Genomic DNA, 23,414 nt, shown 5'->3' with positions numbered 1-23,414 from the left:
ATCAGAAGCCGATTTCCGGCTCTGGATGGTCCTTGGCACGATGCGCTTCTGGCTCGGCCCGTCCGCGTGTAAGCGCGCCGCCGTAGACGATGCGCTGCCCATCGTTTGCCAACGGCGTGAGTCCCCGGGCTCGCCAGAACGCGTTCGCTTCGGGCTTGTCGGCGTCGGCTTCCAGGGCGATACCTGTTGCACCGTGGGCTTTACCCCAGCGCTCGACGGCCTGGAGCAGCAAGCTTCCCCAGCCTCGGCGTTGGTCATCAGAACGGATGTATAGCTCCGCGATCTGAAGCGTGATCATCGGGCCTTGCTTGTCCAGCCATGCGTTGGCCAAGCCTGCGGGCTTGGTCTCGTTATGCAAAAGAAACAGGCCGCGGCCGCCCTCAGCCCAGCGTGCGCGCAGTAAATCGTCGTTGTCTTGAGCAAGGCGTTCAGGCGGGATCTGTCCGAATTCCTGCGGCCAATGGCCGCGTAGATATTCAGCGTACAAGGCGAGATAGGTCGCCCAGTGCTGCGAGTCGGGTGAAACGGAATCGATAGCAATAGCGGGTCGAGCTGGGTCGGGCGTCATGATGGCTCCTGAAGTAGGCCGTGTCAGATTCCCGCCGCGCCGGGCGGTGGCGAAATGCCGGCTTGACCGCGTCGTGACGGCGCTTGCCGCCCGGGCCTCAGCTTGCCGGTTGGGTTTCTCGCTTTATGCACTCATAGCTGGCGCTGATGTGGTAGAGCTGGTACTTGCCGGTCGGCCCAGTGCTGCCGGCGTCCGAACGCGAGTCGATGCCGCGCAGGCGGGCCGTGCCGTCGCATAACTGGCTCGCGCGTGCTTGGCACGGCCCAAGATCGCTGGTGCTGGACGTCATGCATTGCACTTTGACCAAGGAGGCGGGCGCCACGCTTTCTGCGTCAGAAGACGCCGCACAACCGGCGAGCAGTAGGGAGGTGATTGCGGCCACGCCGTACCAACGGGGGTGTTCCATCTGCATTTGTTTTCTCATGGCGCCTAACTGTGGCCGCACGGTGACGCTTCGCGTGGCTAGGCAGAAGGTTCGTGTGACGACGAGAAGGCTATTTGTCCCGCTTGACGCCAGAAATCAGCATCTGGTGCAGGCTGGTGAAAAGACCTGTTTGCGTCGGCGGCAGGCGCGTGACACGCTCAGAAGCCAGGGCAGGGTTCGGCATGTCCGGGTGACCTGGTTTTTTCTCGGGCGGAGACATCCGTTGCGCCAAACAGTCATAAGAGACGCTGCGAGCGCTGCCGACCTGAACCTCAATACAAGCAGCGGGTTCCTGTGTAGCCGAGCGCGCCGCAGTCGGAGTTTGCGCCACCGTCAGCGGCGCGAGGACGACTCCCAACACCAGGACAGTGAGTCGAGCAAGCTTGGTGGACATGGCGGATTCCTCGTAGAAGACGGCTCGCAGAGGGCGCAACCGGGGTTTGTAAAATGAGTATAGGCCGGTTGCGCCCACGCCTGATGACGTGTCTGTGTCAGGCGACTGCCCTTATTGCAGCACGATGGTCAGGCTGCTCGTCTGTTGGCCGTCTGCGCGCACAGCGCCATACGTGGCGTCTTGATACGAGAAGTCTGCGACGGTGCCGCGCGAACCCGGGCCCGCCACAAGGCAGTCGAAACTGACGGACACATTGGTGCGCACGCCAACCGGGAACGACGAAGGCCCGGACCAGTTCACATTGCACCCCACCGCGCTGCCGCCCGGCGTATAGGCCCGGCAGTTGAGGGTCGAGGTGCCTGTACTGGTGCCGCCACCCGGGCGCGAGCGCACGTTCACGTCGGCCGAGCATGACGTCGTGAACGTCGGGTTGCTGCTCGTGATGGTGTACGTGCCCGAGGGCGGGTACAGCGATGCGCAGACCGAGCTGAACTGCCCGCACAGTGCGAGCGGTTGAACGTCGGCGGTGGGCGTTACCGCAGTCCCGGCCGCTGCCGGATTGGCGGCGCCCGCGCACACCACTGCCGAAGAGACATCGCTCCCCAGGGTCAGGGTGCCCTGGTCCGTGATGTCGACGCCGCCTTTGGCGGCGCAGACCATCTGGCGCAAGCCCGCGACTTCGGGGTCGTCGCTATAACCCGGCGCGGCGGCCGCGGTTCCTACATGCAATGCAAAGGCGGCCGTCAAGGCAACCAAAAGACGAGGCAGGTTCATGCTGATCTCCGATTTCTAGTGCGTTTGGATTGGCTTCGTTCGGCACGGCTCCGGAGGCCTAGACCCGGTCGATATCACCTGACTGCGAGACTGGATCGGGTAAGTGATTCCGATGCTGGTTGCAGGCGGCTTCTTGCCGACCAGCGATGGCAAGATGAAACCACCCGATCGCTAGCCAAACTAGAAAATAGGGGAAAGGCGTGACCTGGGAATGAACAGAATTACGTATATTTTGTCCTTCCTGCAGGTGCCGGCCGAAGTATCGGCACTATCGTTATCGCCCGCGTTGGCCCGGGAAAGATAGATCATTATCTATCGCCGAACTCGGCGAACTGGCACCTCAATGCCGAATTCGCGATTTCGTGTTCTGACGTAATCGTTCAACGCGAGGTGTGTTGGTTCAGAAAAGGAAAGCAGTCCTGCAATGGAGCAGGATGTAGAAGGGAATGATCCAGACGAGAAGGGGCGCTTGCCGGCTGTGCCTACGCAACAGTGGCATAGATACCGTCGCACCGTATGGGTAATGCGCCGCCCAACTGGGCGCTCTTTCCCTGAGCCTGCGCAGGGAGCCCCTGCCGAACGGTCCGACCAGACTATCCCTGACAGCCGGGGCGAACGCACCAGACGCAAGACCTCGCGCACTACGAACGTAGTGCCACTGGCCGCCCTGCGGCTTATCTCCCCCAACTGGGCGACGTTTTGCGCCCGCGGTGGGGGTGCCTCGGGCTTATGGGGTGATCAGAAACTCCTCCCGGCGCTGGCCTTGGGTTTCCGCCTCAACCAACCAGCGTGGCGCCTTGCCACGGCCGGACCAAGATGCACCGCTGTCGGGATGGCGATACTTCGCGGCCACCGCTGCGCGCGGCTTGGTGCCGGGCGTGGCGCCACTTTTGCGCAGTTGTGCGCGGCTGCCACGTTTGTTTGCTGTGCGGGCAAGCGCTTCCTGCAGCTCTTGCGGTGTGACGCCGTACTCTTGCATCGATTTGACAATCGATGCGATCACAGGCTTTCGGCGGCGTAGCCGCAGCTTCTCTTTCTCCCTTTCGAGTTTGCGAATCTGGGCTTCAATGGTCTTTAAATTTTCTTGTCGCATCACATACTCCAAATCCAACTGTTCATCAGAACGACGGAATATCGGGTTGTCCGGGGGGGGGCTGCAATAGCGTGTCGTATATGGTCGCATGGCTCGTGCCGATCAACAAGGCGAGCATACGCAGAATACCCGATTCGCGATGGGGCCGCTTCTATCATGCATCCAGTGTGCGCCCAAAAGGTATTGGGCTGAACGGGGGGCGGCAGAATTGCGGACTTGATTATTCGGATTTCCAGCGGCTCGGCCGCTTGTTTCTAATGTCCGCAACTATTCTCGATCTCTTGTCATATTGAATGGCTGGGAAGAGGCCCGAGCTGGCCCCAGGCAGACGGATCATTATCCGTCGCCGGTCTCGACATCTTGGCGACCTTGTGTCGATGCAAGTTAAAGGATTTTCTGACCACTTTCCCCTGGTCAGACCCGAGCCAAGTCCAGGATCATGATGGGGTGCAAAGGCACCTATCGGTGCCACATTCAGATTAACTGGACCAAGTGTCGATAATGTGAAAGAAAATATCGATTCTCATGCGCTGCCGGGATATTTATTGAGCGATGAACGTTCGGTGCGCTTGCTCACGCGATCCGGTTCTTTGAATTGTTCGAATAACCTAAATCAATGATCTTGGGTCAAGGAAGATCTGGATAGTTTGCTGGGTAAGCCAAACTGCTGGCATGTTTGGCGCGCCTCTTCCGTCAAGGGCCGCGCCGCAACCCCGTGTCCTCGCTACGCTGCGGGCCGCGCCAGGTTGCGGCGCTCTTTCCCTTGACGGCACGCGCCGTCCATGCCGCGTCGCCTGCATGGGCACGACGGGCCACCCCGGCCCGCCGTGCCCATGTCCCAGGAGACTGTTATGCAACCCGCACTCGCTTCCCGTTTTGGCCGCAACCGCCGCGAATTCACCAGCACCAACGGCCAACCGTTGACCGAAGACCAACTGCGCAATGTCGCGCCGTCCATCTTTGCTGATGGCGCGCACGAAAGCCGCTCTGCCCGCTACACCTACATTCCCACCATCGACATCCTGCGTGGCCTGCGCGCCGAGGGCTTCGAGCCCTACACCGCCGTCCAGGCCCACACCCGCAAGGCCGGCCACCACGACTACACCAAACACCTGATCCGTCTGCGCCACCGCTCCCATAACGACCAGGACACCGCCCACGAAATCGTCCTGCTCAATTCCCACAACGGCAGCAGCGCCTACCAGATGCTGGCCGGCGCATTCCGCTTTGTCTGCGCGAACGGCTTGATCTGCGGCGAAGCCTTCCAGGACATCCGTGTGCCGCACAAAGGAGACGTGCGCGACCAAGTGCTCGAGGGCGCCAACGTGATCTTGGAAGACTTCGGCCTGGTCACAGAATCGCGCGAACGCATGCGCAGCATTACCGTCACGCCCGATGAGGCGCGCGCCTTCGCCACCGCCGCGCTGCAACTGCGCTACGACAGTCCAGCCGCACCCATCAGCCCCGAGCAAGCCATTGCGCCGCGCCGTGCCGAGGACGCACGCGCGGACCTGTGGACGGTCTTTAACCGGGCTCAGGAAAACTTAGTGCGCGGTGGACTTTCCGGCCGCTCGGCAAACAGCCGGCGCATCACCACCCGTGCCATCAACGGCATCGACCAGGGCACCGCGCTCAACCGTGCCCTGTGGACCCTGGCCGACGAGATGGCCAAGCTCAAGAGCTGATGCCCAGAATGCCGCGCCGCCAACGGCGGCGCGGCCCGCTCATCAATACGCACGGAGGATGTCATGCCGACGCAACCCAATGCGATGCCGCTCTATATGTACCGCTGTCCGCACTGCGGCAGCGACGACGTGGGGTATGAGGCCACGAGCCGATTCAACCCGATTACTCAGGCCTGGGAACTGAACAGCGAATACGACGATGCCTGGTGCAACGAATGCGGTGACGTGTCCCTACACGTCTATGAGATGCAGGGGCAGGCCTTGATCGATCTGCGCGAACAGGTCTGCGCGCACCAGGCGGCCGAGCGCATGCGCGATGCCGCAGGCGATTTGTTCGACGCCTTGAAGCGGGCCGTCTGGTTCATTGAGTACGCCAGTGCGCTGACCGACGCTGAACGCATGGTCCGCCATGCTGAGGTCCGGCAGGCTTGGGAAAGCGCCCTGGCCAAAGCCGTCCAGTCGTAGTCCGTCGCGCCCCGGCCCGTAGCGACCGGGACGCGACTGAACCCTGCGAAATCACCACCCATATTTCAGCGGGGAGCCTTCGGCAGCCCCGCTGGGAGAATCACCATGCACACCCCTTCAACGACACCCGAGCAAACCGTCGGCCTGGACATTGCCATCAACGCCTTGGACAGTATCTTGCGCCAGTCCACCATCCCTTTCATTCACGACATCGCTCGCGCGGCATTGGATCGGCTCCAGGCCGGCCCCGCTGGCGATAACTTGGTCCGTGTGATCGTCGCCTTCGACCGCTTCAATGCCCGCCGCTACGGGCAGCCCTGGATTGCTCGCGTGGTGCGCTGGCCGCCCGGCAAACGCTGCGATCTGACGTTCGGCATCTTTCTGGGCAGCGCCTCGGGCGGAGATGGGGAGGTCCTGGCGCGCGCGGGCGATATCATCCGCTGGGGCCAACGCGATCATCGCGGTCGCCACACCTGGGCGCGATGGGGCATTGCGCAGGACGATGGCAGCGTTCAGCCATGCGCTGAACGTGATGCGCGGCGCGCCTATCGCATCTAGACAAAAATTTCGCCGCACTGCGCTCGCGTTCAATGCATCAAACCGAAAGCGGCGCTGGCTGCGCCGCCACATCCGCACCAGCGTCGTACTTGGTATCACGCTTGTTGCCAGTTGCCGACATTGTGCTGAGGGTCCAAGCCGACGTCCTTCGCATCGCCGCTGTCGCGCAGCGTCTGCCATCGATCACTCGCCCGGTCCGCGCCATGATTTCTTGCATTTTTTCTGCCGCTTCGGTAGCCTACTTATAGGCCACTCGCCTGGGCTTCATCGCCTGAGCTACCGTCAGCTCTCACTCGCCGCCTTGTAGGCGGTCTGTTACCAGACTTCTCCCAAATGAAGTCCTGGGTAATCGACGGTCAGGACATACACTCATTTTGGAAAAGTCATGGATCCTTCTTTGAAGACTCTCGTGCGCCATCGCGCACACGCTATCAGTGCCGCTACCGCGGACCTGTTCCCCCTCAAGCTTGGGCACCTCGTTGAGGCTGTTGCTTTCGCATACGGCTTTGGCTCGCACGCAGCCTTTCTCGCCAGCAAGCCACCGATCCACGAGGCCAAGTTTGATCAGGCCCGATTTGTCGCGAAGCTTGCAACCCTCACCAATTACCTGACCGCAGCTGCCGTAGGTGCGGTGCTCGACGGGTATGCGCTGAAGGTCAAGGTGGCAAAGCGCAAAGTGCAATTTGTCAGCCATCTGGAATACGACGTGGCGGTCGATCTGTCGGGAGCGGGGTTGGCAAACCAGCCACACGTCAACTTCATCCTGCCTGAGCATGGCAAGGCCGTCCCCGAGGCGTTTCGCGTGGACTCGGCTGCGTCGCACCGCTCTTTGGACGAGCCCGTGATTCGTTCCAAGCGCGATGAGCGACTGCTCTCGGCGCGCTTGATTGAGGGCCACTGGGAGGGCGGCATGTACGTGTACGCCGCCGAGCATCAGCAAGATGATCGAAACTGCATAGGCTGGGTCAAAGCATCTCTTGCGCGGGCTGTCCTGTCGGCCCTTGCGCCGGTGCGCTGCGACGTGTTCCGTCCGAGTTCATACGACGAGGGTTGCTGGCGCGTGCGATTGGCTGTCAGCCCTGCGGTGCGCGAGTTTTGGAGTGGCGACTCGGCTGCTTTTGACGTCCCGGCACTCACGCATCATCGATTCCAGCCAGAGCAGGGCTATTGGTCCGACATCAAGGCGAACGGTACCTGGGTGGGGCGCTTGGTCGAGGGGGTGTGGCTTGCCGATTTGTACCCCAACGGTCAGGCGGGTTTGGCTAACTTGCTGACGGCCACGCAGGTGCAAAGCGCGCTATTCGAGAGCATGTATGCCTTGCTGGAGAAGCAAGGGTTCTATCGCGAGCGAATGCTGGCAAGCGAGGGCCGCGGTGCTGCCGCCGTGGCTATCGCGGGTGATACGCATCCCTGATAGTCGGTCAGGCGCGGTCTCACGACCGCGCCACGATTCCGCTGGCTGTGGCAGTTGCCGAGCCGCGTGCGGACGGTGAGCCGACATGCCCGGCACCAGTGGCGGGCAGCACTTCAAAATAGGTCGCATCAGTGCATTCGATGTCGGCCAGCGCTGCGCGGCGGGCCGCTTCCGCAGCGATCAGCCAACGCCGAGCCACACGCCAGGTCTCCTCGGGTAGCTCGCCCAGCAAGTGCTCGGCTGTTTGCCAGGCATGCCAGCCCATGAGCACGCCGTGCGTGCCACCCAAGGCCGCGTCCAGGGCCCGACGATAGCGGGCTTCGGCTTCCTGACGCAGCGCGGCGCTCGCGTCGGAATGATGCAAAGTGACGGTGTAGAACATCTGGTGATTCCAAAAATATAGCTGTATATTTATACAGCATAATTGATCAGCCCAGCCCGAAACGCCTATCAGTCTGGCCTCCGATGGTCTTGCGAAGAGCCGGCCGAACCTGGCCGTGCAGTGAAGCGCAACAACGTGAAAGTGATCGTTTCCTGTCATCTTCACCGCGAATGGGCTTGGTAGCGTCTGGGGGGTTTCCTTCTGGACGACTGAGCAAGCATGACGGATCGATACGCGGCAGAACGCGGCACCCCGGCCATCCCGGCCTGCATGCGCGCACCGTTTTCCTTGCATTTCGATGGGCAGGTGTTGACGATCCCGGAACGCGGCTTGCGCTACCCTGCCGTCTCGGGCCGACCTGCCTCGTCGGGACGCTTCGACTATTCCGCGGCGCGTCAGCGCCTGGCCAACGTGGGGCCCATCCCTGCCGGCCAATACTGGATTGATCTATCGCAGATGTGGGACAACGCTTGGTATCGTTTCACCGCATCGCGCGCGGCCTGGGGCAACCACCGCATCACGATACGCCCCTATCCCGATACGCCCGTCTTCGGGCGCGGCGGCTTCTTCATCCACGGCGGCGATACGCCGGGCAGCGCCGGCTGCATCGATCTGACCCACAGCATGGATACCTTCGTGAAGGATCTCAAGCGTCTACTGAATGGCTTGCCACGCTGCTATATCCCTTTGATCGTCGAGTACCCGCAATGAAGCGATTTCACCTACCTCGGTCCTTGGTCGTCGTGATCGCCCTGGTCGTTGCCGTCGCGGTGCTCTATGTGAACGTGATCAACCTCTGGGAAGCCTATGGCAGTGGTCCGCCGCACTATGGCCGAACCACCAACATGGATAAATGGACCAATCCCTGGCCAGCGCTGCTGATACTCGACGGCGTGGCACTGGCCGTCTGTCTGCTGCTGCATCGGTTGCGTTTGCGTCCGAGGCGATAAGGCCGTTTTCTCTCAGGGCTATGCCGTGGCGAGCAGGCGCCGCGCCGTTTGAAAACTCTCAACAGTATCCCTATGACCGCCCGCTACCACATTGCGTTCTGGAATCTCGAAAACCTGTTCGCACCGGAGTCCTACCCGGACCGCGAGCCCTGGATTGCCAGCGCGGTCGGTGCGGACCTGAAGGGTTGGACCCAGGCCCTGTTCGAGCGCAAGCTCGCACAACTGGCGTCGGTCATCGCCCGCATGAACGAGGGCAGGGGGCCAGACCTGCTGGGCGTGTGCGAGATCGAGAACAGGTACGTGCTGGACGCGCTGATCGCCGCGGTTGCGTCCTTGTTGCCCGAGCGCCGCTACAAGGCGATCCATGCCGATGCCAGCCGGGACCGGCGCGGCATCGATACTGCCTTTCTGTACGACAGCAAGGCATTCAAGGCCCGCGATCTGTTTCACCACGCGGTGCTGCGCCGCACCGGCACACGCGACATCACGCAGGCGACCTTCGTCACCAAGACGGGTGCCGAGCTGGTGGCAATGGCCAATCACTGGCCCTCACGCACCGGCGGGGCGGAATTGAGCCGGGGCTTTCGGATGACGGCGGGCGAGACCGTGGGCTACTGGCACGAACGCATCCGCGAGGAAAAAGGCGAGGATGTGGCGCTGATCATCATGGGCGACTTCAATGACGACCCCTTCGATCCGTCCTTGACGATCCATGCCGGCGGCACCCGCGAACTGTCGGACGTGCAGCGCGCCAGAAGCGCCAGGCTCTATAACCTGAGCTGGCAGTATCTGGCGCAGGAGCTGGTGGACGTGGCAGGCAAGACGCGCGCGGTCAACGGCACGATCTACTACCAAGGCGATGCCAACCTGTTCGACCAGATCCTGGTGTCACGCGGGCTGCTATTAAATCAGGCACCGCTTGTCGTGGAACTGCCCAGCGCACGCATCGAGGCCTTTCCCGAGCAGGTGTCCAAGAGCATCGCCACGCCCGAGCCGATCCGCTTTGGCTTGCCACGGGGTAATGCTGAGAAGAACGTGAACCGCGACGGGTTCAGCGACCACTATCCCGTGTCGGTGGTGGTGGTGGAACGCTGACGACCGGGGTCGCATCCTCGGGTGTTGCTGATGTGTGTCGGCTGCTTCGCAGTGTTCGAACGTGGCGACCGATGAACTGCCGAGCACGCTGCGCCTCCGCCGCAGTCACTTGGCCGCAAGGGGCCCCGGTCAGATCCACGCGCTCGGCCCCATCCTTCAAGCACTTCCAGTAGCGCATTCCTTGGCACCACACGGATAGAGCCAGCTTGAGCGCATCCGGCGCCAACCCATGCGCCGTTTGCACCTTGAGGTCTTCAAAAACACCCTTCTTGAGCGGTAGCTTGGCTCCAGGCTTTTTGGGAAATGCGGCGGGGTAGCTCTGCTGCAGTCGAGCGATTGCCAACAAAGCAGGGTCGGCCTTTGCACGGGTCGCTTTCTTGGACTGTTCCGGCGCCTTGCGGCGTGCTGGATCTTGCTGTTTGCCTGCCAGTTGCTGTTTTGCATTGGCTTGCAATTGCTTCTTGAGGGCGATAAGCGCTTCGAATCCCATCTCCATCTTGCTCCTGCAAAACACCGGTCGCAGTGTAGACGGTTGGCGCGGTCTGGTTTGCAAGCGGCTGTACTGCACCAGACGGTCTAGCCGCAGGGCTGCAAGCATTCGCTTGTCACGGATGCCGAGAGCGCCTGGCTGCAGGCCGCTGCGTCCTGACCAGCATCGTCAAGAGCAGGCAGACCATCAGGGCCGCGCCCAAGTTGTAGCGCATCCCCGCAACAAAGGCCGAGACATACTGGTCTGTGTGTGCCGCTGCACCTTTATCGGCGAGCGTCGAACCGAACAGGATGCCGACCACCGCCACGCCCAGCGCCGCGCCGACCTGCTGCACGGTCGAGATCACGCCCGAGGCCATCCCGGCCTGGTTTTCATCGACGAAACCCAGTACCAGGTTCAACAGTGGCGTCATGATAAAGCCCTGACCGGCGCCGACCACGATCAGCACGGGGATCAGTCGAGTGGGCGCCAGTTCAACGCCCGCCATCCCCACCTGCGCGATCAGCAGCCCGATGGACACCGCATAGGCCAGTGCGCCCGCCACGATGGCCCGTGTTCCCCAGCGCGCCACCAACCGCGGCGCGGCCAGGGATGCCAGCACGAAGCCCACGCTGCACGGCGCGAAGACGCTGCCCGCCGCGAAAGGGTCAAGCCCCAGCCCGGTCTGTACCAGCAGGGCGAAGCACAGGAAGAAGGAACTGGACGTGGAATAGACCAGCAGCACCAGCACCGCGCCCAACGCGAAGCGGTGCTGGGACAGCAGGCGCATGTCCACCAGTGGCAAGCCGCCAGCCATACGCCGTTGCTCTTGCTGCCGATGGAACAGTGCCAACAGCAGCACAGCCACACCCAGCGACAACAGGCTCCACGCCGGCCAGCCCAGTCCAGGCCCCTCGATCAGCGGCACCAGCAGCAGCGCCAGCCCGGCGCTGACCAGCGCCACGCCCATCCAGTCCAGTGCCGGGCGCTGCGGCGCGCGGGACTCTGGAATGTGGCGTGCCGCCGCGATCGCGAAAAGGCCGATGGGCACGTTGATGAGAAAGATACTGCGCCAGCCGAAGCCGAACAGATCGGCATGCACCAGCCATCCGCCCAACACCTGGCCGGCGATGGCGGCCAGGCCCAGGGTCATGCCCAGCATGCCGAACGCACGGCGGCTGCCGTCGCCGTCGAAGTTGACGCGGATCGAGGCATAGACCTGGGGAAACAGCAAGGCGGCCGCCAGTCCCTGCAGCACCCGTGCGCCGATCAGGAAGCCGGCGTCGGGCGCGAGCCCGCACAAGGCCGAGGCCGCCGTGAAACCCGCCATGCCGGCGACGAACAGCCGCCGGCGGCCGAACAGGTCGCCCAGCCGCCCGCCGGTGATCAGCAGCACGCCGAAGGCCAGCTCGTAGCCGGCCACGATGAAGCCGATCTGCGCAAAACTCGCGCCCAGCCCGGCCTGCATGCTGGGGATGGCGACGTTGACCACGAACAGGTCGAAGATCGTCACGAAGCCGGCCAAGAGCAGCACGGACAGCCCCAGCCAGGGCGGGCGGGCGGCGGCGCGCGGCGGCGGGAGAATGCGGGAATTCGAGGGCATGTTGCGTATCCAGGGTAAAGACGCGATCATTCTCGGACCCCTTTTAAGCAATTACAATTTAGCCATTTATGCTATTGCTCAAAGCAATCGGATGACGATGCGCAGCCTCGAGAGAACCCGCCACGACCTGGCGGCCTTCCTGCGCGCGCACCGCGAGCGCCTGTCGCCTGCCGACCTGGGCCTGCCCAGCGGTGGCCGTCGCCGCACGCCAGGGCTGCGGCGCGAGGAAGTTGCCGCGCTCGCCGGGGTCGGTCTGACCTGGTACACATGGCTGGAACAGGGGCGCGACATTGGCGTGTCGGCCACCTTTCTGGACAACCTGGCGCGGGTGCTGAAACTGGATGCCGCTGAACGCCGCCACCTGTTCCTGCTGGCCCACGAACGCCCGCCCGCCGAACCGGGCAAGACTTGGTGCGTGCTGCCGCCGCTGGTGCGGCGCCTGATGCACGACCTGCCGCATCCGGCCTTCGCGCTCAACCTGCGCTGGGACGTGCTGGGCTTCAACGCGCCAGCCGATGGGCTTTTCGGCTTTGGCGCGCACGCACCCGAGCGGCGCAACCTGCTCTGGCTGCTGTTCAGCGACCCCGTCCTGCGTGAGCGCGTGGACGCTTGGGAAGAACAAGCCCCGCTGATGCTCTCGAGCTTTCGCCGCGACTTCGCCCGTGCCACACAGGAGGCCGACATTCACCAACTGGTGGACAGCCTGGAACGGGTGTCGCCGGATTTCAAGGGGTGGTGGCGAAGGCATGACGTTCATGCGCCCTGTAATGGCGTGCGCACGCTGATGATCGACGGCAGGCCCGAACGGTTCGAGCATACCTCGCTGACCGTCGATGAAGACCGGCACCTGCGGCTGGTGGTCTATGCACGGCAGTTGTAGCGTGCGGTTTGCGTCCTGACGACATCGATCCTCGCAGCCTTGAATTCAGTGCCTGACGAGGCCTCTAGATTGGCTGAAAGAAAAATCGTGTGTAGAAGGAAGCGCCAGCGTGCAAATCACTGGCCGCCGCGGCGCGCGGATCCATCCTCTCCCAGGGTTGATGAAGAATACGCGGGAGGCGAAGGAAGAAAGTGTGCGCTACACCACTGCGATAACGCGGCATGGATAACCGCGCCGTATTTGCCTCCAATGATGTCGCGCGCGAACGTGTCCAGCGCGTCGATGATTTCCGGACTGCAGCGCGTTGCGTGGCGCGTTAACGCGCTAAGCGCAATGCTGACTGTCGCTTCCACCAAATGAGTGGACATTTGGGAATCCGTCGCAATCTGCCAGTAGTTCGCCAATACTTGCAGCGCGCTTCGAAGATCCAGCGACGGTACCGACATGTAGCGCAGCAAGGCAACGAGGGCAGGCGTGGGCGTGACGCCGTGAAGCGTTGAGGCACCGATCAGGTCGGTATGCGAGAACGAAATGAATTCGTAGTTGGCCTCAGCGAGCTTGGCCAGAATAGACGTATATTGAACGACGTCGATATGCGCGTTGCGATGCGCGCCCAAAAAGAGCAAGCGCGTCGACGCTTGTGTGAGCTTGAGCAGAACGCAAAGGCGTTCAATAAACAAGTCGTCCGCGACGAGAATCCCTTGTTGGTGGGCGGCCAACTGCATCTGGTCGGCCAGGTAGGGGGGCCAGTTGTATCGCATGGTCGAGTAGACGTCTTCTGGCAAGCCGGTCAACGGTGTGGGGCATACCGATACCGCTTCCCGAATGAATTGCGAAGCCTTTTCTAGCCAGTCTCTCTCGGCCTGCATCATCGCGGGCGTGACCTCAATGCGTGTGTACTGGCCTGGCTGATCGCCGGCAGCCAATTGCATTTGAGGGCCATCACCCATCGACGCGACCTCGGCAATTTTCTGGTTGAGAATGTCGACCGCCGATGCCGTCATACTGATCCTGGGGAACAGTCGTTTGGCCAACGGGAGCAAGCCCCAATGTGTCCAACTGACCAACGTGATCGGGTCCAGGATGATCGTGGGCGCTGGACTGCCAAGGGCAGAAACAACAGGGGCGAGCAAAGCGTTGCCGGCCGATTCCGAGCGAACGTGATGCTCTGTGCCCCCATATAGGCCGCGCCAAATGTCGAGGGGGTTGCGCCGCATGAGTCCGGCCAAGTGACCCAATGAAATCGGCGTTTCGGCATAGATCGCCAAAGCGTGCTGCGTCGCGTTGCGCGAGGCGTCCAACTGCTCGAAGACGTTTGTCAGGTCAGGGCGCCCGTCTATGGTCTGTATGGACATCTGCCGTAGCGATGCGCTCATGGGCGTCGAGTCGCCATAGTGGCTCATCAGCAGCTTGAACGCGCCGCCATGAATGGGCAGGATGTTCTTTATCAGGAAGGGGCCGCCGGGAAAAACGGGCAGGTCTACGACATCTCCGCATCGTCTCCCAAGCAACGCTTGCATGCCATGCGAGTTCGGCGTGAACCAGCCCGTGGCCGCCGCTTCGGGAAAGCGTGAGTCAATGACCAGCCATCGCTCTTTCGGCTCGCCTCGTGTCGCCTGCAGGCTCAGGCCACATTGAGTAGTCACCGTGTCCAACGTGTCAACGTCAGACGATGCTCTCGCCATCAGGAATTGAGCCAGAAACCACGCGACGTTTTCGGGATCTTCGCCGTTCTCGCGTATCCATCGATACACGAACTCGTCAGCCTGTTCACAGGCGCCCAAAAGCCGGGCTTCACGAGCGAATAACGCGATACTGTTTAAAGGCGCCTGTGTGCGGTACTCAATGGTGCTCAGTCGATCTTTAGCCTGGTCAACAAGCCCAGCTTCCCGAAGCAGTAAGGCCTCCAAGGTTCGAAGTTTTATTTCAGAGGGATTCCTCTGTAGCGCCGCCTGTACCGCCGTCAGTGCCTGGGGGCGATCGCCACGCTGCAGTGCGGCGTCGATCCGATAGCCATCGAACCGAGCCGATTCTGCCGAATCGGCCGGAAGACCCGAGAGTAATTTGTCCAACGATTCCAAACGGTGTAAACGCAGCAGGCAGAAGGCATACAGCTCCTCGAGCGGTCCCCCCTGAGGACGATCTAACTCGATGGCGGGCGACAGTATCTCCACCGCCCCTTCAGGGTCATCGATGATCAATTTTGCGTTGGCGATAAAAAGACGCCGATCGGGATCCGGTGCTTGTTCGTATAGCGCGATAGCGCGCTTGGCGTACTGCTCGGACAGAGCCGGAAAGCCAAGGTGCGACGCGTTCTGAACAATCCGTTGACACGCCGACAGCTTGTCCTCCGCTTTGTCGTAGAAGTCCTCGGTCAAGCGTTCGAGATCGGGAGTCGCTTGGACTTTCCATTGCGCGTAAAGCAGCATCCAGCGTGCGTTGTCTGCGTCCAAACCATTGAGTTGGTCCGCACAGGCCTTCAGCACAGTCAGCGCTTTGGTGAACTGGTTCAAGTGCAAAAGCGCGCTGGCCTGCGCGATACGCAACGCTGGTGCCGGCGAGGCGATACTTTCGATATGCCGCAATGCTTCGCTGGCTCGACCGCCTTCGGCCAGGGCAATGGCAAGGGAAGGGAAATCTTCGATGTCGGTGCCGTAGTGCCCCACGGCTGAACTCGCGACATCTGCGGCCTCTCGGTACTGCCCGAGGATTTTGAGGACAGAGACCAGATTCAGCGCCGCTGGCAGCCAGACCGAACGTTCCCATTTCGGGTCATAGCGCTGTAGCGCCTGTTGATAGAGGGCTTTGGCGTCGATGAGGTCACCGCGGTTTCGCTGCTGAATTGCCTCAGGACGTCTTTTTTCCAACCCGCCAAGCGCTCGCTGAAATAGACTATTTGCGTGGATCAGCCGCGTGTCGCATTCGTCCGGGTGCAGTAGCTCCAGATCGCGTCGTATCTGGTCTGCCTCCTCAAAACGCCCATCTTCTAACGCGTCGTAGGCACGCACCAACGCGATATCGCGCTCTTGCTTGAGCCGTGGCGTGAGTAACGCCTCGGCCTCTCTGCGTTTGCCCAATTGTCCTGCGCTCACAATGAGCACCACCGCAGCAAGCGCGGGCGGGCTGGGCATGGCCATCACAGCTACAGCTTGTGCGTAAGCCTCGGCGTAGCGGTCCTCGCACAAGAACGCTTGTGCCCGGCGCGCTTGCTGCAAGGCCACCTGCGGCTCAATGTCCGCCGACGCTCGCCACAGTCGTGCGGCGGCGGCAGGGTCACCGTTGCGCGAGGCGAGGATGGCCTGCGTCGCGTAGACGCGGGCCAGTTCGCTGTCGCTCAGATCGTGACGTGTGCTGAGAAGAACCTTGACCAGCCCATCGGCGGCTGCCATGTTGCCTTGCTGAACCAACAGTCTGACGCTCTCCAGCATCTGGCCATAAACCATCGACGTGGGGCCGCGGACAGTGGCGTCGGACTTTGCGACAAGCCGCGCGTCTGCGGCAGGATTGGTTGATGTCTCGCTCGCCATGACGCTAAAGCTGACATCCAACCCGAGCAGCCGAGGCAGTAGGCCGTACTGCCGCACCTCACTTTCGAAGTCGCGCCGCATGAAATAGCGAAAAGTCGGCCCTGTACCTGCTACCTCTTGTGCATAGGTGGCAAGTAAATCAATGGTGTGAGTGTCGCTCTCTGCGGACGTGTAGAGATGGAACTCGGCCAGCGGTGGGCTGACCTGGAGTGCGGCTGCGTAGTCTTCCTTGACCTGTTTAAGGTCCAGTTTGCTGCCAGACTTGACGAATTTGCACTGAACACCTATTCGTCCAGGTGTCGCGCCGATGACAAAGTCAATGCCATGTTGTTTTTGTCCGGATCGGCCATAGGCGACGGCTGTATCGCCGTGCTTTTTGGAGAGTAAGTCTTGCACCCAACTTTCCCAGACCTTGTCGTTGCCAGGCTCGGGAACGGCTACACCGTCAGTATTTGTCATTGCTCACCGTTGCTATACGTGAGGTGGCTGTATGCACTATTCGTCGAAGATTATACGAATGACAAACCGATGTGGACGTCACCGCTATGGCATCTATGCATAGGATCGGATCGCTATTTCATTGCCATTGTTGTAGGCACACCTTCAATATGGCGGCGCTCCGCTGTGCCTGGCAAATGCATCTGTGGCGGGACTGGGGCGGTCTTGCTCTCGGACTACCCTACCACGGCGGTCGCAACCGTCAAGGGCGGCGCGCGCCTGGCGCGCTGGCGGCCTGTCGGCCGGCGTAGCCCCCGGACGCCTTGCGCTGCGCCGTGCTGTTCCCGGCCGGGCAATACCGCCCATGCAACCGGAGACCGACATGCACCCGCTTTTCACTGACGCCGAACATACCGCGCTGCAGGCCAACGGCCAACAATCACGCCAATGCCACAACTTTGATCCCATGCCTGTGGTCAAGCTCTTTACGCCCGACGCCAATGGCACGTGGCTGTTGAGCGAGATCGACCCAGATGACCCGGACCGTGCCTACGGCCTGTGCGACGTTGGCATCGGGATGCCGGAGCTGGGCTGGGTCAGCCTGCAGGAACTGGCCGAGGTGCGCGGCCCGATGCGCATGCCCATCGCGCGCGACATGCACTTTCGCGCACGCAAGACACTGAATGCCTACGCTCGAGACGCCCGCTTGGCCGGTGGGATCGTCATGTGATCGCTACAGCACGTCGCTGCCAGCGGCAGCGCCGTGCCCGCGATGGCACCTGCCCGACGGCGCCACCCAGCGGGGCCGGGCCAGTCGATGCTGCCCTGGCGCCGCCGCCCAAACACCGTCAAAACGCGCTGCAAGGCAGGGGAGAGAGGGGCTTGCCTGTAGATCGCCCAGCGTACCGGACCGGTCTCGCCGTCCAGGGCTGCGTGCCTGTCGGCACTTGCGGCTCCCGCCGGTTTCCCCTTGACGGCTGCGCTGCGGCCCGGTGCGGGGCGAGGGCCAGGCAATCCCGCCTGGCACCTTGCCAGGAGCGCATCATGACGCAGTTCGCCCTTTTCGATTCACAGGACCTTTACACGCCAACCAGTGCGGCCGAATCCCATCTGCTCGTGCGGGACGATGCTGGTCAGTATCGACCAGCCGTGCCTGACGAAATCTACAACGCTGCCCGTTATCTCGCCCAGTCGGCAATCGCTGATCGACCCAACATGCAACGTCCTGAGCATGCCCAGGCTTTGTGCGCAGCGATGCTCATGGGCCGGGAGGTCGAGGTTTTCGGCGTCTTGGCATTGGACGCGCAGAATCGGTTGATTGCCTATGATGAGCCGTTCCGTGGCACCTTGGCCCAATGCTCGGTCTACCCCCGTGAGGTCTTGCAACTGCTGCTGCGGCGCGGCGCTGCGGCTGCCATCATCACGCATTGCCACCCCAGCGGCAATTTGCAACCAAGCACAGCCGACAAGGCACTGACCCGCCGCTTGCGCGAAGCCTTGCAACTGGTCGACATCGCGCTGCTTGACCACATTCTGGTCGCCGGCGGCGCGACGCTGTCGTTTGCCCAGGATGGCCTGCTGTAGGGGGCTGAGAGGCGGGTGTCACATGGCGCCCGCTTTGCCACCCTGCGCCGTTCCCGCTGTGTCGGGGCAACGCATAGTCGCTGCAATGCCTGCCTGCTATGCCTTAGTGAATCAGTTCTGCCATTGCTGGACGGGCCGCTATTGGCCACGATGCTCGGTCAGCGGATTTGTGTTCCAGTGAACCGCCCCGGGTTTCCCGGAGACTCCTTGGGTTGAGTCACGCCGACATGACGGACTCGTTGGGTTGCGAATAGTAGTTGGCTTCGGCTTCGGCCGGCGGGATATTACCGATCGGTTCAAGCAATCGGCGGTTGTTGAACCAGTCGACCCAATGGAGCGTGGCCCACTCGACTTCGTCGCGCGTGCGCCAGGATGACTTCCGATGGATCACCTCGGCCTTGTAGAGGCCGTTGATGGTCTCGGCCAGTGCGTTGTCGAACGAGTCGCCCACGCTGCCCACAGAGGGCTCCAGGCCCGCCTCGGCCAGCCGCTCGGTGTATCGGATCGACACGTACTGGACGCCTCGGTCGCTGTGGTGGATCAGGCGATCCGGGCCGACCGGCTTCCTCGCGTACAACGCCTGCTCGAGCGCGTCGAGCACGAAGTCCGTCTGCATCGAGCAGGAGGCCTTCCAGCCCACGATGCGACGGGCGAACACGTCGATGACGAAAGCGACGTAGACCCATCCTTGCCAAGTCGAGACGTACGTGAAGTCGCTGACCCACAGCGCGTTCGGCCGATCGGCCTTGAATTGCCGCTTCACGTGATCGAGCGGGCACGGCGCCTTCGGATCGCTCACCGTCGTGCGCACGGCCTTGCCTCGAACAACGCCCCTCAGCCCAAGCCGCTTCATCAGCCGCTGCACGGTACAGCGCGCAACGTCGACTCGCTCGCGCCGCAGCTGCCGCCAGACCTTGCGTACCCCGTAGACCTGGTAGTTGTCGTCCCACACGCGCTGCACCTCGGGTATCAGTATCTCGTCGGTCTTCACCCGCTGCGATCGCAGCTCCGGATCGGCCTGCCTGGCCGCATGCGCGTAGTACGTCGACGGGGCGATCTGCAGCACCTTGCAGATCGGCTCGACCCCGTGAACGTCTCGCTGCTCATCGACGAATCGCTTCATCGTTTGAAGGGGCGGTCGAGCTCCGCCTGGGCAAAATACGCCGACGCCTTGCGTAGGATCTCGTTGGCCTGGCGCAGCTCGCGCACCTCGCGTTCGAGCGCCCTGATGCGCTCCTTCTCGGCCGTCGTTACGCCGTCACGCTTGCCCGTGTCGCGCTCGTGCTGGCGAAGCCAGCCTCGCAGCGTCTCGGCCGTGCAGCCAACCTTGGCCGCCACCGACACGATCGCCGCCCACTGCGACTCGTACTCGTCTTGGTGCTCCAGCACCATCTTCACCGACCGTTCCCGGACTTCCGGGGAGAACTTGCTTGCTCTGCTCATAGCTCCATCTTCTCAAGGAATGGAGCCTCCAGATTTTCCGGGGCGGTTCACAGCCTCAGGCCTGTGTCGGTTGGGCCAACGCGGTACTGCCCTATAAGACTGCGCGACGAAGGTCCCGCACAGGGAACTCACGGAAAACAAACGGGTGCCGGGCGGCACCTTCATCACGCCTTGACCGCAACGTGAAGTGTGTCGCCGCAATGGCCGGCATGCCTAGTCTGGACGTGGCCATCATCGCTGCTGCTCAATTGTAGCTGTATGTTTGAACAGTGACTTTGCGCATACAAGGCTCAGACAAAAGGCGCTGTCAGACGTACGGCCTGCTGTTGCCGCAGGCCTTCGCAAAGCACGGAAGTTTGGCCTGTCTACCGTTTTTCTCGACTCGTTGTGCTTGGTATGGGGGCGCTATCGTGTGCACCATAGATTGAGAGGCCCGAGAGATTCGGCGTTGGGATGCTCTGTGGAGATCGATGATGAAGCCAGGTTCATCACTGGAAAAGGATGTGCAGGAAGTCTATTCCTTCCTGTTGAATATGAAGGATGAAGGCGTTGTCGTCGGCAATACCGTATTCATGACGGGAAAGTCCGGCGTGCAGCACGAGGTGGACGTCTACTACGAGTTTTCAAGAGCAGGCATCCGGCATCGGGTGGCGATCGAATGCAAGGATTGGGCGACGCCCGTGTCCAAAGGGCAGATTCAGGAGTTCGAATCTAAGCTGCGCGATATTGGCAATATCACGGGAGTCGTAGTCTCGCGGCGCGGCTACCAGAGCGGCGCGCAAGCTTTCGCCAAGCACGTCGATATTCTTGCGCTACGCTTTGATGATCTTCCCACCCTCAACGTCCTGATGGCGCAACGTCTCACCGCGGTAGCCTTGCCTGATGAGACTTACATGGGTGAGCCGTTTTGGATCATCATGGAAGTGCGCGGCGGGAAGGTGACCGGGTCGCACTACGGTTTCAAGGATCCAGGCTCCGACAAAAGACTCATCCCGCTTATGTTTTCTAAATACCATGCCGAGCGGGTGTGTCGAGAGGCAGGCTTGGACGCTGAACGGTGGGTCGTTCGTGGGCTTCCAAGATTTGCATTGCGCGCCTTTCTCCTCACGCTGGAACTGTACGAGAAGCGGATGAACGCCGCCGCGATAGTGCTGTACCTGCCGCCGGGCGCCAGACCCGATGCCCAGTTCGTTGCCGTGCAAGCTTCAAGAGAGGACCTTATCCGGGAGTACTACGGCCAAGACCTTCCCTCCATCGAAGAGGCTGTCAACCGAGGCATGGCTGCCGCGGAAGAATAGCCTCAGCAGTCAAAGAGTGCGGACCCGAGGGGGATGCTCGAGCAGTCGAATCCCACAGTCACCTTGTGCTGCTTGATCACGGCCTTGGGGCCGCGCTGTCGGCGTATTGTGATGCACATACGCACGCTCGGCCAACTCCTGGACCTGGAAGCCAAAGCGTGCCCCGCTCCGGGCCGGCGACACATACAGCGTGTCGGGCTCGCGGAAGCGTTTCGCGAAGGGGGCGGATAGGGCGACGCTCAGGGCAGTTATCAGTGCGCAACGGTACGCACTAATTTTGCACTCAAGATGCACCTTATGCAGCCGCAACGGTTCTTCCTGGCTGTATAGATGCTTGCGTGCGGGCGGAGGACGCACGACCGGCGACTCGCGTGATCTTGCTCTGTTTGCAGCCATGCGGCCACGATGGCCAATACGGGGGCGGCCTTGCCGGTAGGGGCGGCGGACTTAAGCCGCCTCGGCTTCCTCGTTGGTGTTCTCGAACGGCAGATAGCCTTTATAGACCAATTGATTACGGATGACGGACGGATGTACACCGAATCGTCGAGCGGCTTTCTGCATGACATCGGGTGTCGGGTCGTTCACGTCAATCACGTGCTGGAGGTCGTCGAACGGACACAACAAGCTGTGGGCGAAAGCGCGTTGGAACTTCTGGCGATCACTCTTTGCGCGGCTGATGATGCCGAAGTTGGCATCTTGCTGCCACACGACGTCACCAAGCTGCCGGGCAAGTTCAAAGCGGCGATCGTATGGTCTCAGCGTCTGCAAGGCAATCCGAGACCGCCTCTCTGCGCCAAGGCGGGCACCATAGGGCAACTGTTTCGCAGTCGGCGCAGCGGACTTCAAATCGTCCCACCGTGCCTGGAAAATATCTTCGAAGGCTGCGTGCTTCAACACGCCTCGCGGGGCACTAATCATCTTCCTAAGGTCTTTTGCCGCGGCCTCAGCCATTTGCCAGGGGCTCGCGTAACTCGGCAAGTCCCAGTCGCGCGCTAGGCGATCGACCACACTGAAATCGACCTCTACGCTCGATTCTCGCGTGGCCTTAATCGCCAGGCTCAAGGATTGCGCTGCATGTGCGTCAGGCTGCGCATGCGCAGCTTCCTCGACGCCATCCTCACCCGCGATGTCTTCCAGCTTGATCAGCGCGTCCATCACCGCGTCGGGCGCGGCGTCGGGATCGAACCCTAAACATGCCTCCAGCCGCCGCCAGGCGGCCACCTCCGGATCTTTACGCTCGGCATCGATTTGGGCGAGCAGCGCCTTTAGCGCGTTGCCATCCACGGTCTTGGCGCAGTGTTCAAGCACAGCCTCGAAAAAGCTGTCCACCCCTTGCTCATACTCGTTGGCCGTGACCATTCCTATACTGAAATCAAAATAGGTTTGGGGGCCTGCGACCATGTTTTTGCCGATGCTCGGCGCGAACGCAATACGGTCGCCCGCGCTGAAAATCATCACGGGAGGCCATAGCGCACCGCCGTTGGCGGAATTCAGCTCATGGCGCAGGCGCCATTCTACGGACGGGAACTTAAAGTCCTTGATCGTTTCCCAACGAAGACGCCACCAATTGTCGGCCAGCCAAAGCGCCAAGGCGGTAGACGACGCACGGAAGAAATCCCTGACTGTGTGCTTTTCCGTATCGGCAATGCGTGAAATGACTCTGTCTCCCACACGCAAGGAAATCTCAGCCACATCGTCGCTGCCCTTGGGCCAAGCGGCGGAAAATTTAAAGTAATTCGAAACGGTCATTTGTAGAAGATCTCCGCTGCTGCGATAGCGGTTCGTGCTTCAGCAACTTGATCAGCGGGAAGCTCACCTTCAGTGAACGCTACTTCCCGCGCCCTGGCTAACACATGCCTTGCAAAGGCGTCTGCCGGCAAGACTGGGTAGCCATGATATTGCGCTTGACCGGAGTTAGTAATCCGGAGTTCAAAGATCCAACCCGTAGTATCGAGCGTCCAAAGTAGGCTCGGGACATCTCCGTCGTTTTGATCCGACCACAGGCCGAGCATCACCCCTCGTGTAAGGAGAGTACGAATCCGGCCGAAGTCGTCCCTTCCGAAGCCGGCATGGGCATCGCAGTATGTTCGCTCTTCATCCTGACCGGCATATGGCCTGAGCTTGTAGGCTGTCGGATGGAACTTGTGTTTGGCGTATGGGCCATACATCACGCGTCCTGACAACTCTGCCCTCGATGCCTGCGTAGGCAGAGCGGCAATCAGTCGCCGATTCACATTGTTCCGTGATCGCTGCACCACAATGCGGGATGCCGGCTTCTTTCTGGGCATCAGAAATTCTCGTGTGTTCGGTACAAACCATTCAACACCTGCCTGACAACACCGAGCATGGAAAGCAGCGACTACACCCCGA

General features: G+C 61.6%; 23 protein-coding genes and 1 other annotated feature. Of the genes, 11 read left to right on the top strand and 12 right to left on the bottom strand.

What is annotated here, in order from left to right; translation table 11 throughout:
* Position 1: 1 nt before the first annotated feature.
* From A7W11_RS18580 to A7W11_RS27570, 5 genes are all read right to left on the bottom strand, one after another.
* A complete protein-coding gene (locus A7W11_RS18580) occupies positions 2-568 on the bottom strand; it encodes a GNAT family N-acetyltransferase (RefSeq protein WP_066416896.1) in 567 nt (188 codons plus the stop codon).
* Positions 569-665: 97 nt separating this feature from the next.
* Positions 666-980: a hypothetical protein gene (locus A7W11_RS18575; RefSeq protein WP_066416894.1), complete on the bottom strand. Its 315-nt coding sequence runs from the start codon at positions 978-980 to the stop codon at positions 666-668.
* 82 nt (positions 981-1,062) lie between these two features.
* Entirely contained in the window at positions 1,063-1,386 is a 324-nt protein-coding gene (locus A7W11_RS28080; protein ID WP_156523153.1) for a hypothetical protein, read from the bottom strand.
* Between the two features lie 111 nt (positions 1,387-1,497).
* Positions 1,498-2,160, bottom strand: a complete 663-nt coding sequence (locus tag A7W11_RS18570; RefSeq protein ID WP_156523152.1) for a hypothetical protein — start codon at positions 2,158-2,160, stop codon at positions 1,498-1,500.
* Between the two features lie 727 nt (positions 2,161-2,887).
* On the bottom strand, positions 2,888-3,253 hold the full coding sequence (locus A7W11_RS27570; RefSeq protein WP_082887356.1) for an H-NS histone family protein: 366 nt from the start codon (positions 3,251-3,253) through the stop codon (positions 2,888-2,890).
* Between the two features lie 851 nt (positions 3,254-4,104).
* Between A7W11_RS27570 and A7W11_RS18565 the strand changes: the two genes are divergently transcribed.
* From A7W11_RS18565 to A7W11_RS18550, 4 genes are all read left to right on the top strand, one after another.
* Positions 4,105-4,938: a DUF932 domain-containing protein gene (locus tag A7W11_RS18565; RefSeq protein WP_066416878.1), complete on the top strand. Its 834-nt coding sequence runs from the start codon at positions 4,105-4,107 to the stop codon at positions 4,936-4,938.
* Positions 4,939-5,001: 63 nt separating this feature from the next.
* Positions 5,002-5,403 carry a hypothetical protein gene (locus A7W11_RS18560; protein WP_066416875.1) on the top strand — a complete coding sequence of 134 codons (402 nt, stop codon included), beginning with the start codon at positions 5,002-5,004 and terminating at the stop codon, positions 5,401-5,403.
* Between the two features lie 105 nt (positions 5,404-5,508).
* The gene (locus A7W11_RS18555; RefSeq protein WP_066416864.1) at positions 5,509-5,961 is read left to right on the top strand and encodes a hypothetical protein; all 453 of its coding nucleotides are present in this window, start codon (positions 5,509-5,511) and stop codon (positions 5,959-5,961) included.
* Positions 5,962-6,346: 385 nt separating this feature from the next.
* Positions 6,347-7,375 (top strand): hypothetical protein, encoded by a 1,029-nt coding sequence (locus A7W11_RS18550; RefSeq protein WP_066416849.1) that lies wholly within the window; start codon positions 6,347-6,349, stop codon positions 7,373-7,375.
* A 19-nt stretch (positions 7,376-7,394) separates the two neighbouring features.
* Here the strand turns inward: A7W11_RS18550 and A7W11_RS18545 are convergent, their stop codons facing one another.
* Positions 7,395-7,757: a hypothetical protein gene (locus A7W11_RS18545; protein WP_066416844.1), complete on the bottom strand. Its 363-nt coding sequence runs from the start codon at positions 7,755-7,757 to the stop codon at positions 7,395-7,397.
* Positions 7,758-7,976: 219 nt separating this feature from the next.
* On the opposite strand from A7W11_RS18545, the gene A7W11_RS18540 reads away from it, so the two are divergent.
* From A7W11_RS18540 to A7W11_RS18530, 3 genes are all read left to right on the top strand, one after another.
* Positions 7,977-8,468: a tlde1 domain-containing protein gene (locus A7W11_RS18540; RefSeq protein WP_066416831.1), complete on the top strand. Its 492-nt coding sequence runs from the start codon at positions 7,977-7,979 to the stop codon at positions 8,466-8,468.
* On the top strand, positions 8,465-8,707 hold the full coding sequence (locus A7W11_RS18535; protein WP_066416827.1) for a hypothetical protein: 243 nt from the start codon (positions 8,465-8,467) through the stop codon (positions 8,705-8,707). The genes A7W11_RS18540 and A7W11_RS18535 overlap by 4 nt, the downstream gene beginning before the upstream one ends.
* Before the next feature lie 72 nt (positions 8,708-8,779).
* Entirely contained in the window at positions 8,780-9,802 is a 1,023-nt protein-coding gene (locus A7W11_RS18530) for an endonuclease/exonuclease/phosphatase family protein (protein WP_066416822.1), read from the top strand.
* Here the strand turns inward: A7W11_RS18530 and A7W11_RS27565 are convergent.
* On the bottom strand, positions 9,759-10,298 hold the full coding sequence (locus A7W11_RS27565) for a ProQ/FinO family protein (RefSeq protein WP_162270289.1): 540 nt from the start codon (positions 10,296-10,298) through the stop codon (positions 9,759-9,761). The genes A7W11_RS18530 and A7W11_RS27565 overlap by 44 nt on opposite strands.
* A gap of 109 nt (positions 10,299-10,407) precedes the next feature.
* Positions 10,408-11,874 carry an MFS transporter gene (locus A7W11_RS18525; protein WP_066416811.1) on the bottom strand — a complete coding sequence of 489 codons (1,467 nt, stop codon included), beginning with the start codon at positions 11,872-11,874 and terminating at the stop codon, positions 10,408-10,410.
* A gap of 97 nt (positions 11,875-11,971) precedes the next feature.
* Here A7W11_RS18525 and A7W11_RS18520 point away from each other — a divergent pair, with 97 nt between their 5' ends.
* On the top strand, positions 11,972-12,754 hold the full coding sequence (locus A7W11_RS18520; protein ID WP_066419203.1) for a helix-turn-helix transcriptional regulator: 783 nt from the start codon (positions 11,972-11,974) through the stop codon (positions 12,752-12,754).
* Positions 12,755-12,870: 116 nt separating this feature from the next.
* On the opposite strand, the gene A7W11_RS18515 is transcribed toward A7W11_RS18520, so the two are convergent.
* Positions 12,871-16,740, bottom strand: a complete 3,870-nt coding sequence (locus A7W11_RS18515; RefSeq protein WP_156523151.1) for a PIN domain-containing protein — start codon at positions 16,738-16,740, stop codon at positions 12,871-12,873.
* A 361-nt stretch (positions 16,741-17,101) separates the two neighbouring features.
* On the opposite strand from A7W11_RS18515, the gene A7W11_RS18505 reads away from it, so the two are divergent.
* Both A7W11_RS18505 and A7W11_RS18500 read left to right on the top strand, forming a co-directional pair.
* Positions 17,102-17,449 carry a DUF2958 domain-containing protein gene (locus A7W11_RS18505; protein ID WP_066416802.1) on the top strand — a complete coding sequence of 116 codons (348 nt, stop codon included), beginning with the start codon at positions 17,102-17,104 and terminating at the stop codon, positions 17,447-17,449.
* A 314-nt stretch (positions 17,450-17,763) separates the two neighbouring features.
* Positions 17,764-18,303 carry a JAB domain-containing protein gene (locus A7W11_RS18500; protein WP_066416793.1) on the top strand — a complete coding sequence of 180 codons (540 nt, stop codon included), beginning with the start codon at positions 17,764-17,766 and terminating at the stop codon, positions 18,301-18,303.
* Positions 18,304-18,520: 217 nt separating this feature from the next.
* Here A7W11_RS18500 and A7W11_RS18495 read toward each other — a convergent pair.
* Positions 18,521-19,746 (bottom strand): IS3 family transposase gene (locus A7W11_RS18495; RefSeq protein ID WP_109842673.1). Its coding sequence is split into 2 segments (ribosomal slippage): positions 18,521-19,461 and positions 19,461-19,746, totalling 1,227 coding nucleotides; the frame shifts between segments, so codons are not numbered across the junction.
* Positions 19,352-19,468 (bottom strand) — a sequence feature (AL1L pseudoknot). It overlaps the preceding gene by 117 nt.
* Positions 19,747-20,216: 470 nt before the next feature.
* Between A7W11_RS18495 and A7W11_RS18485 the strand changes: the two genes are divergently transcribed.
* On the top strand, positions 20,217-21,044 hold the full coding sequence (locus A7W11_RS18485) for a restriction endonuclease (protein WP_066416788.1): 828 nt from the start codon (positions 20,217-20,219) through the stop codon (positions 21,042-21,044).
* 447 nt (positions 21,045-21,491) lie between these two features.
* On the opposite strand, the gene A7W11_RS18480 is transcribed toward A7W11_RS18485, so the two are convergent.
* Together A7W11_RS18480 and A7W11_RS28075 are read right to left on the bottom strand one after the other, a co-directional pair.
* Positions 21,492-22,793 carry a hypothetical protein gene (locus A7W11_RS18480; protein WP_066416783.1) on the bottom strand — a complete coding sequence of 434 codons (1,302 nt, stop codon included), beginning with the start codon at positions 22,791-22,793 and terminating at the stop codon, positions 21,492-21,494.
* Positions 22,790-23,332, bottom strand: a complete 543-nt coding sequence (locus A7W11_RS28075) for a hypothetical protein (RefSeq protein WP_156523150.1) — start codon at positions 23,330-23,332, stop codon at positions 22,790-22,792. Before A7W11_RS28075 ends, A7W11_RS18480 begins: the two co-directional genes overlap by 4 nt.
* Positions 23,333-23,414: the final 82 nt, after the last annotated feature.

This window comes from Bordetella ansorpii (assembly GCF_900078315.1).
Taxonomy (GTDB): Bacteria; Pseudomonadota; Gammaproteobacteria; order Burkholderiales; family Burkholderiaceae_B; genus Bordetella; species Bordetella ansorpii.
The sequence above is the reverse complement of the archived record's forward strand: the minus strand, read 5'-3'. Positions and strand labels throughout refer to the sequence as shown.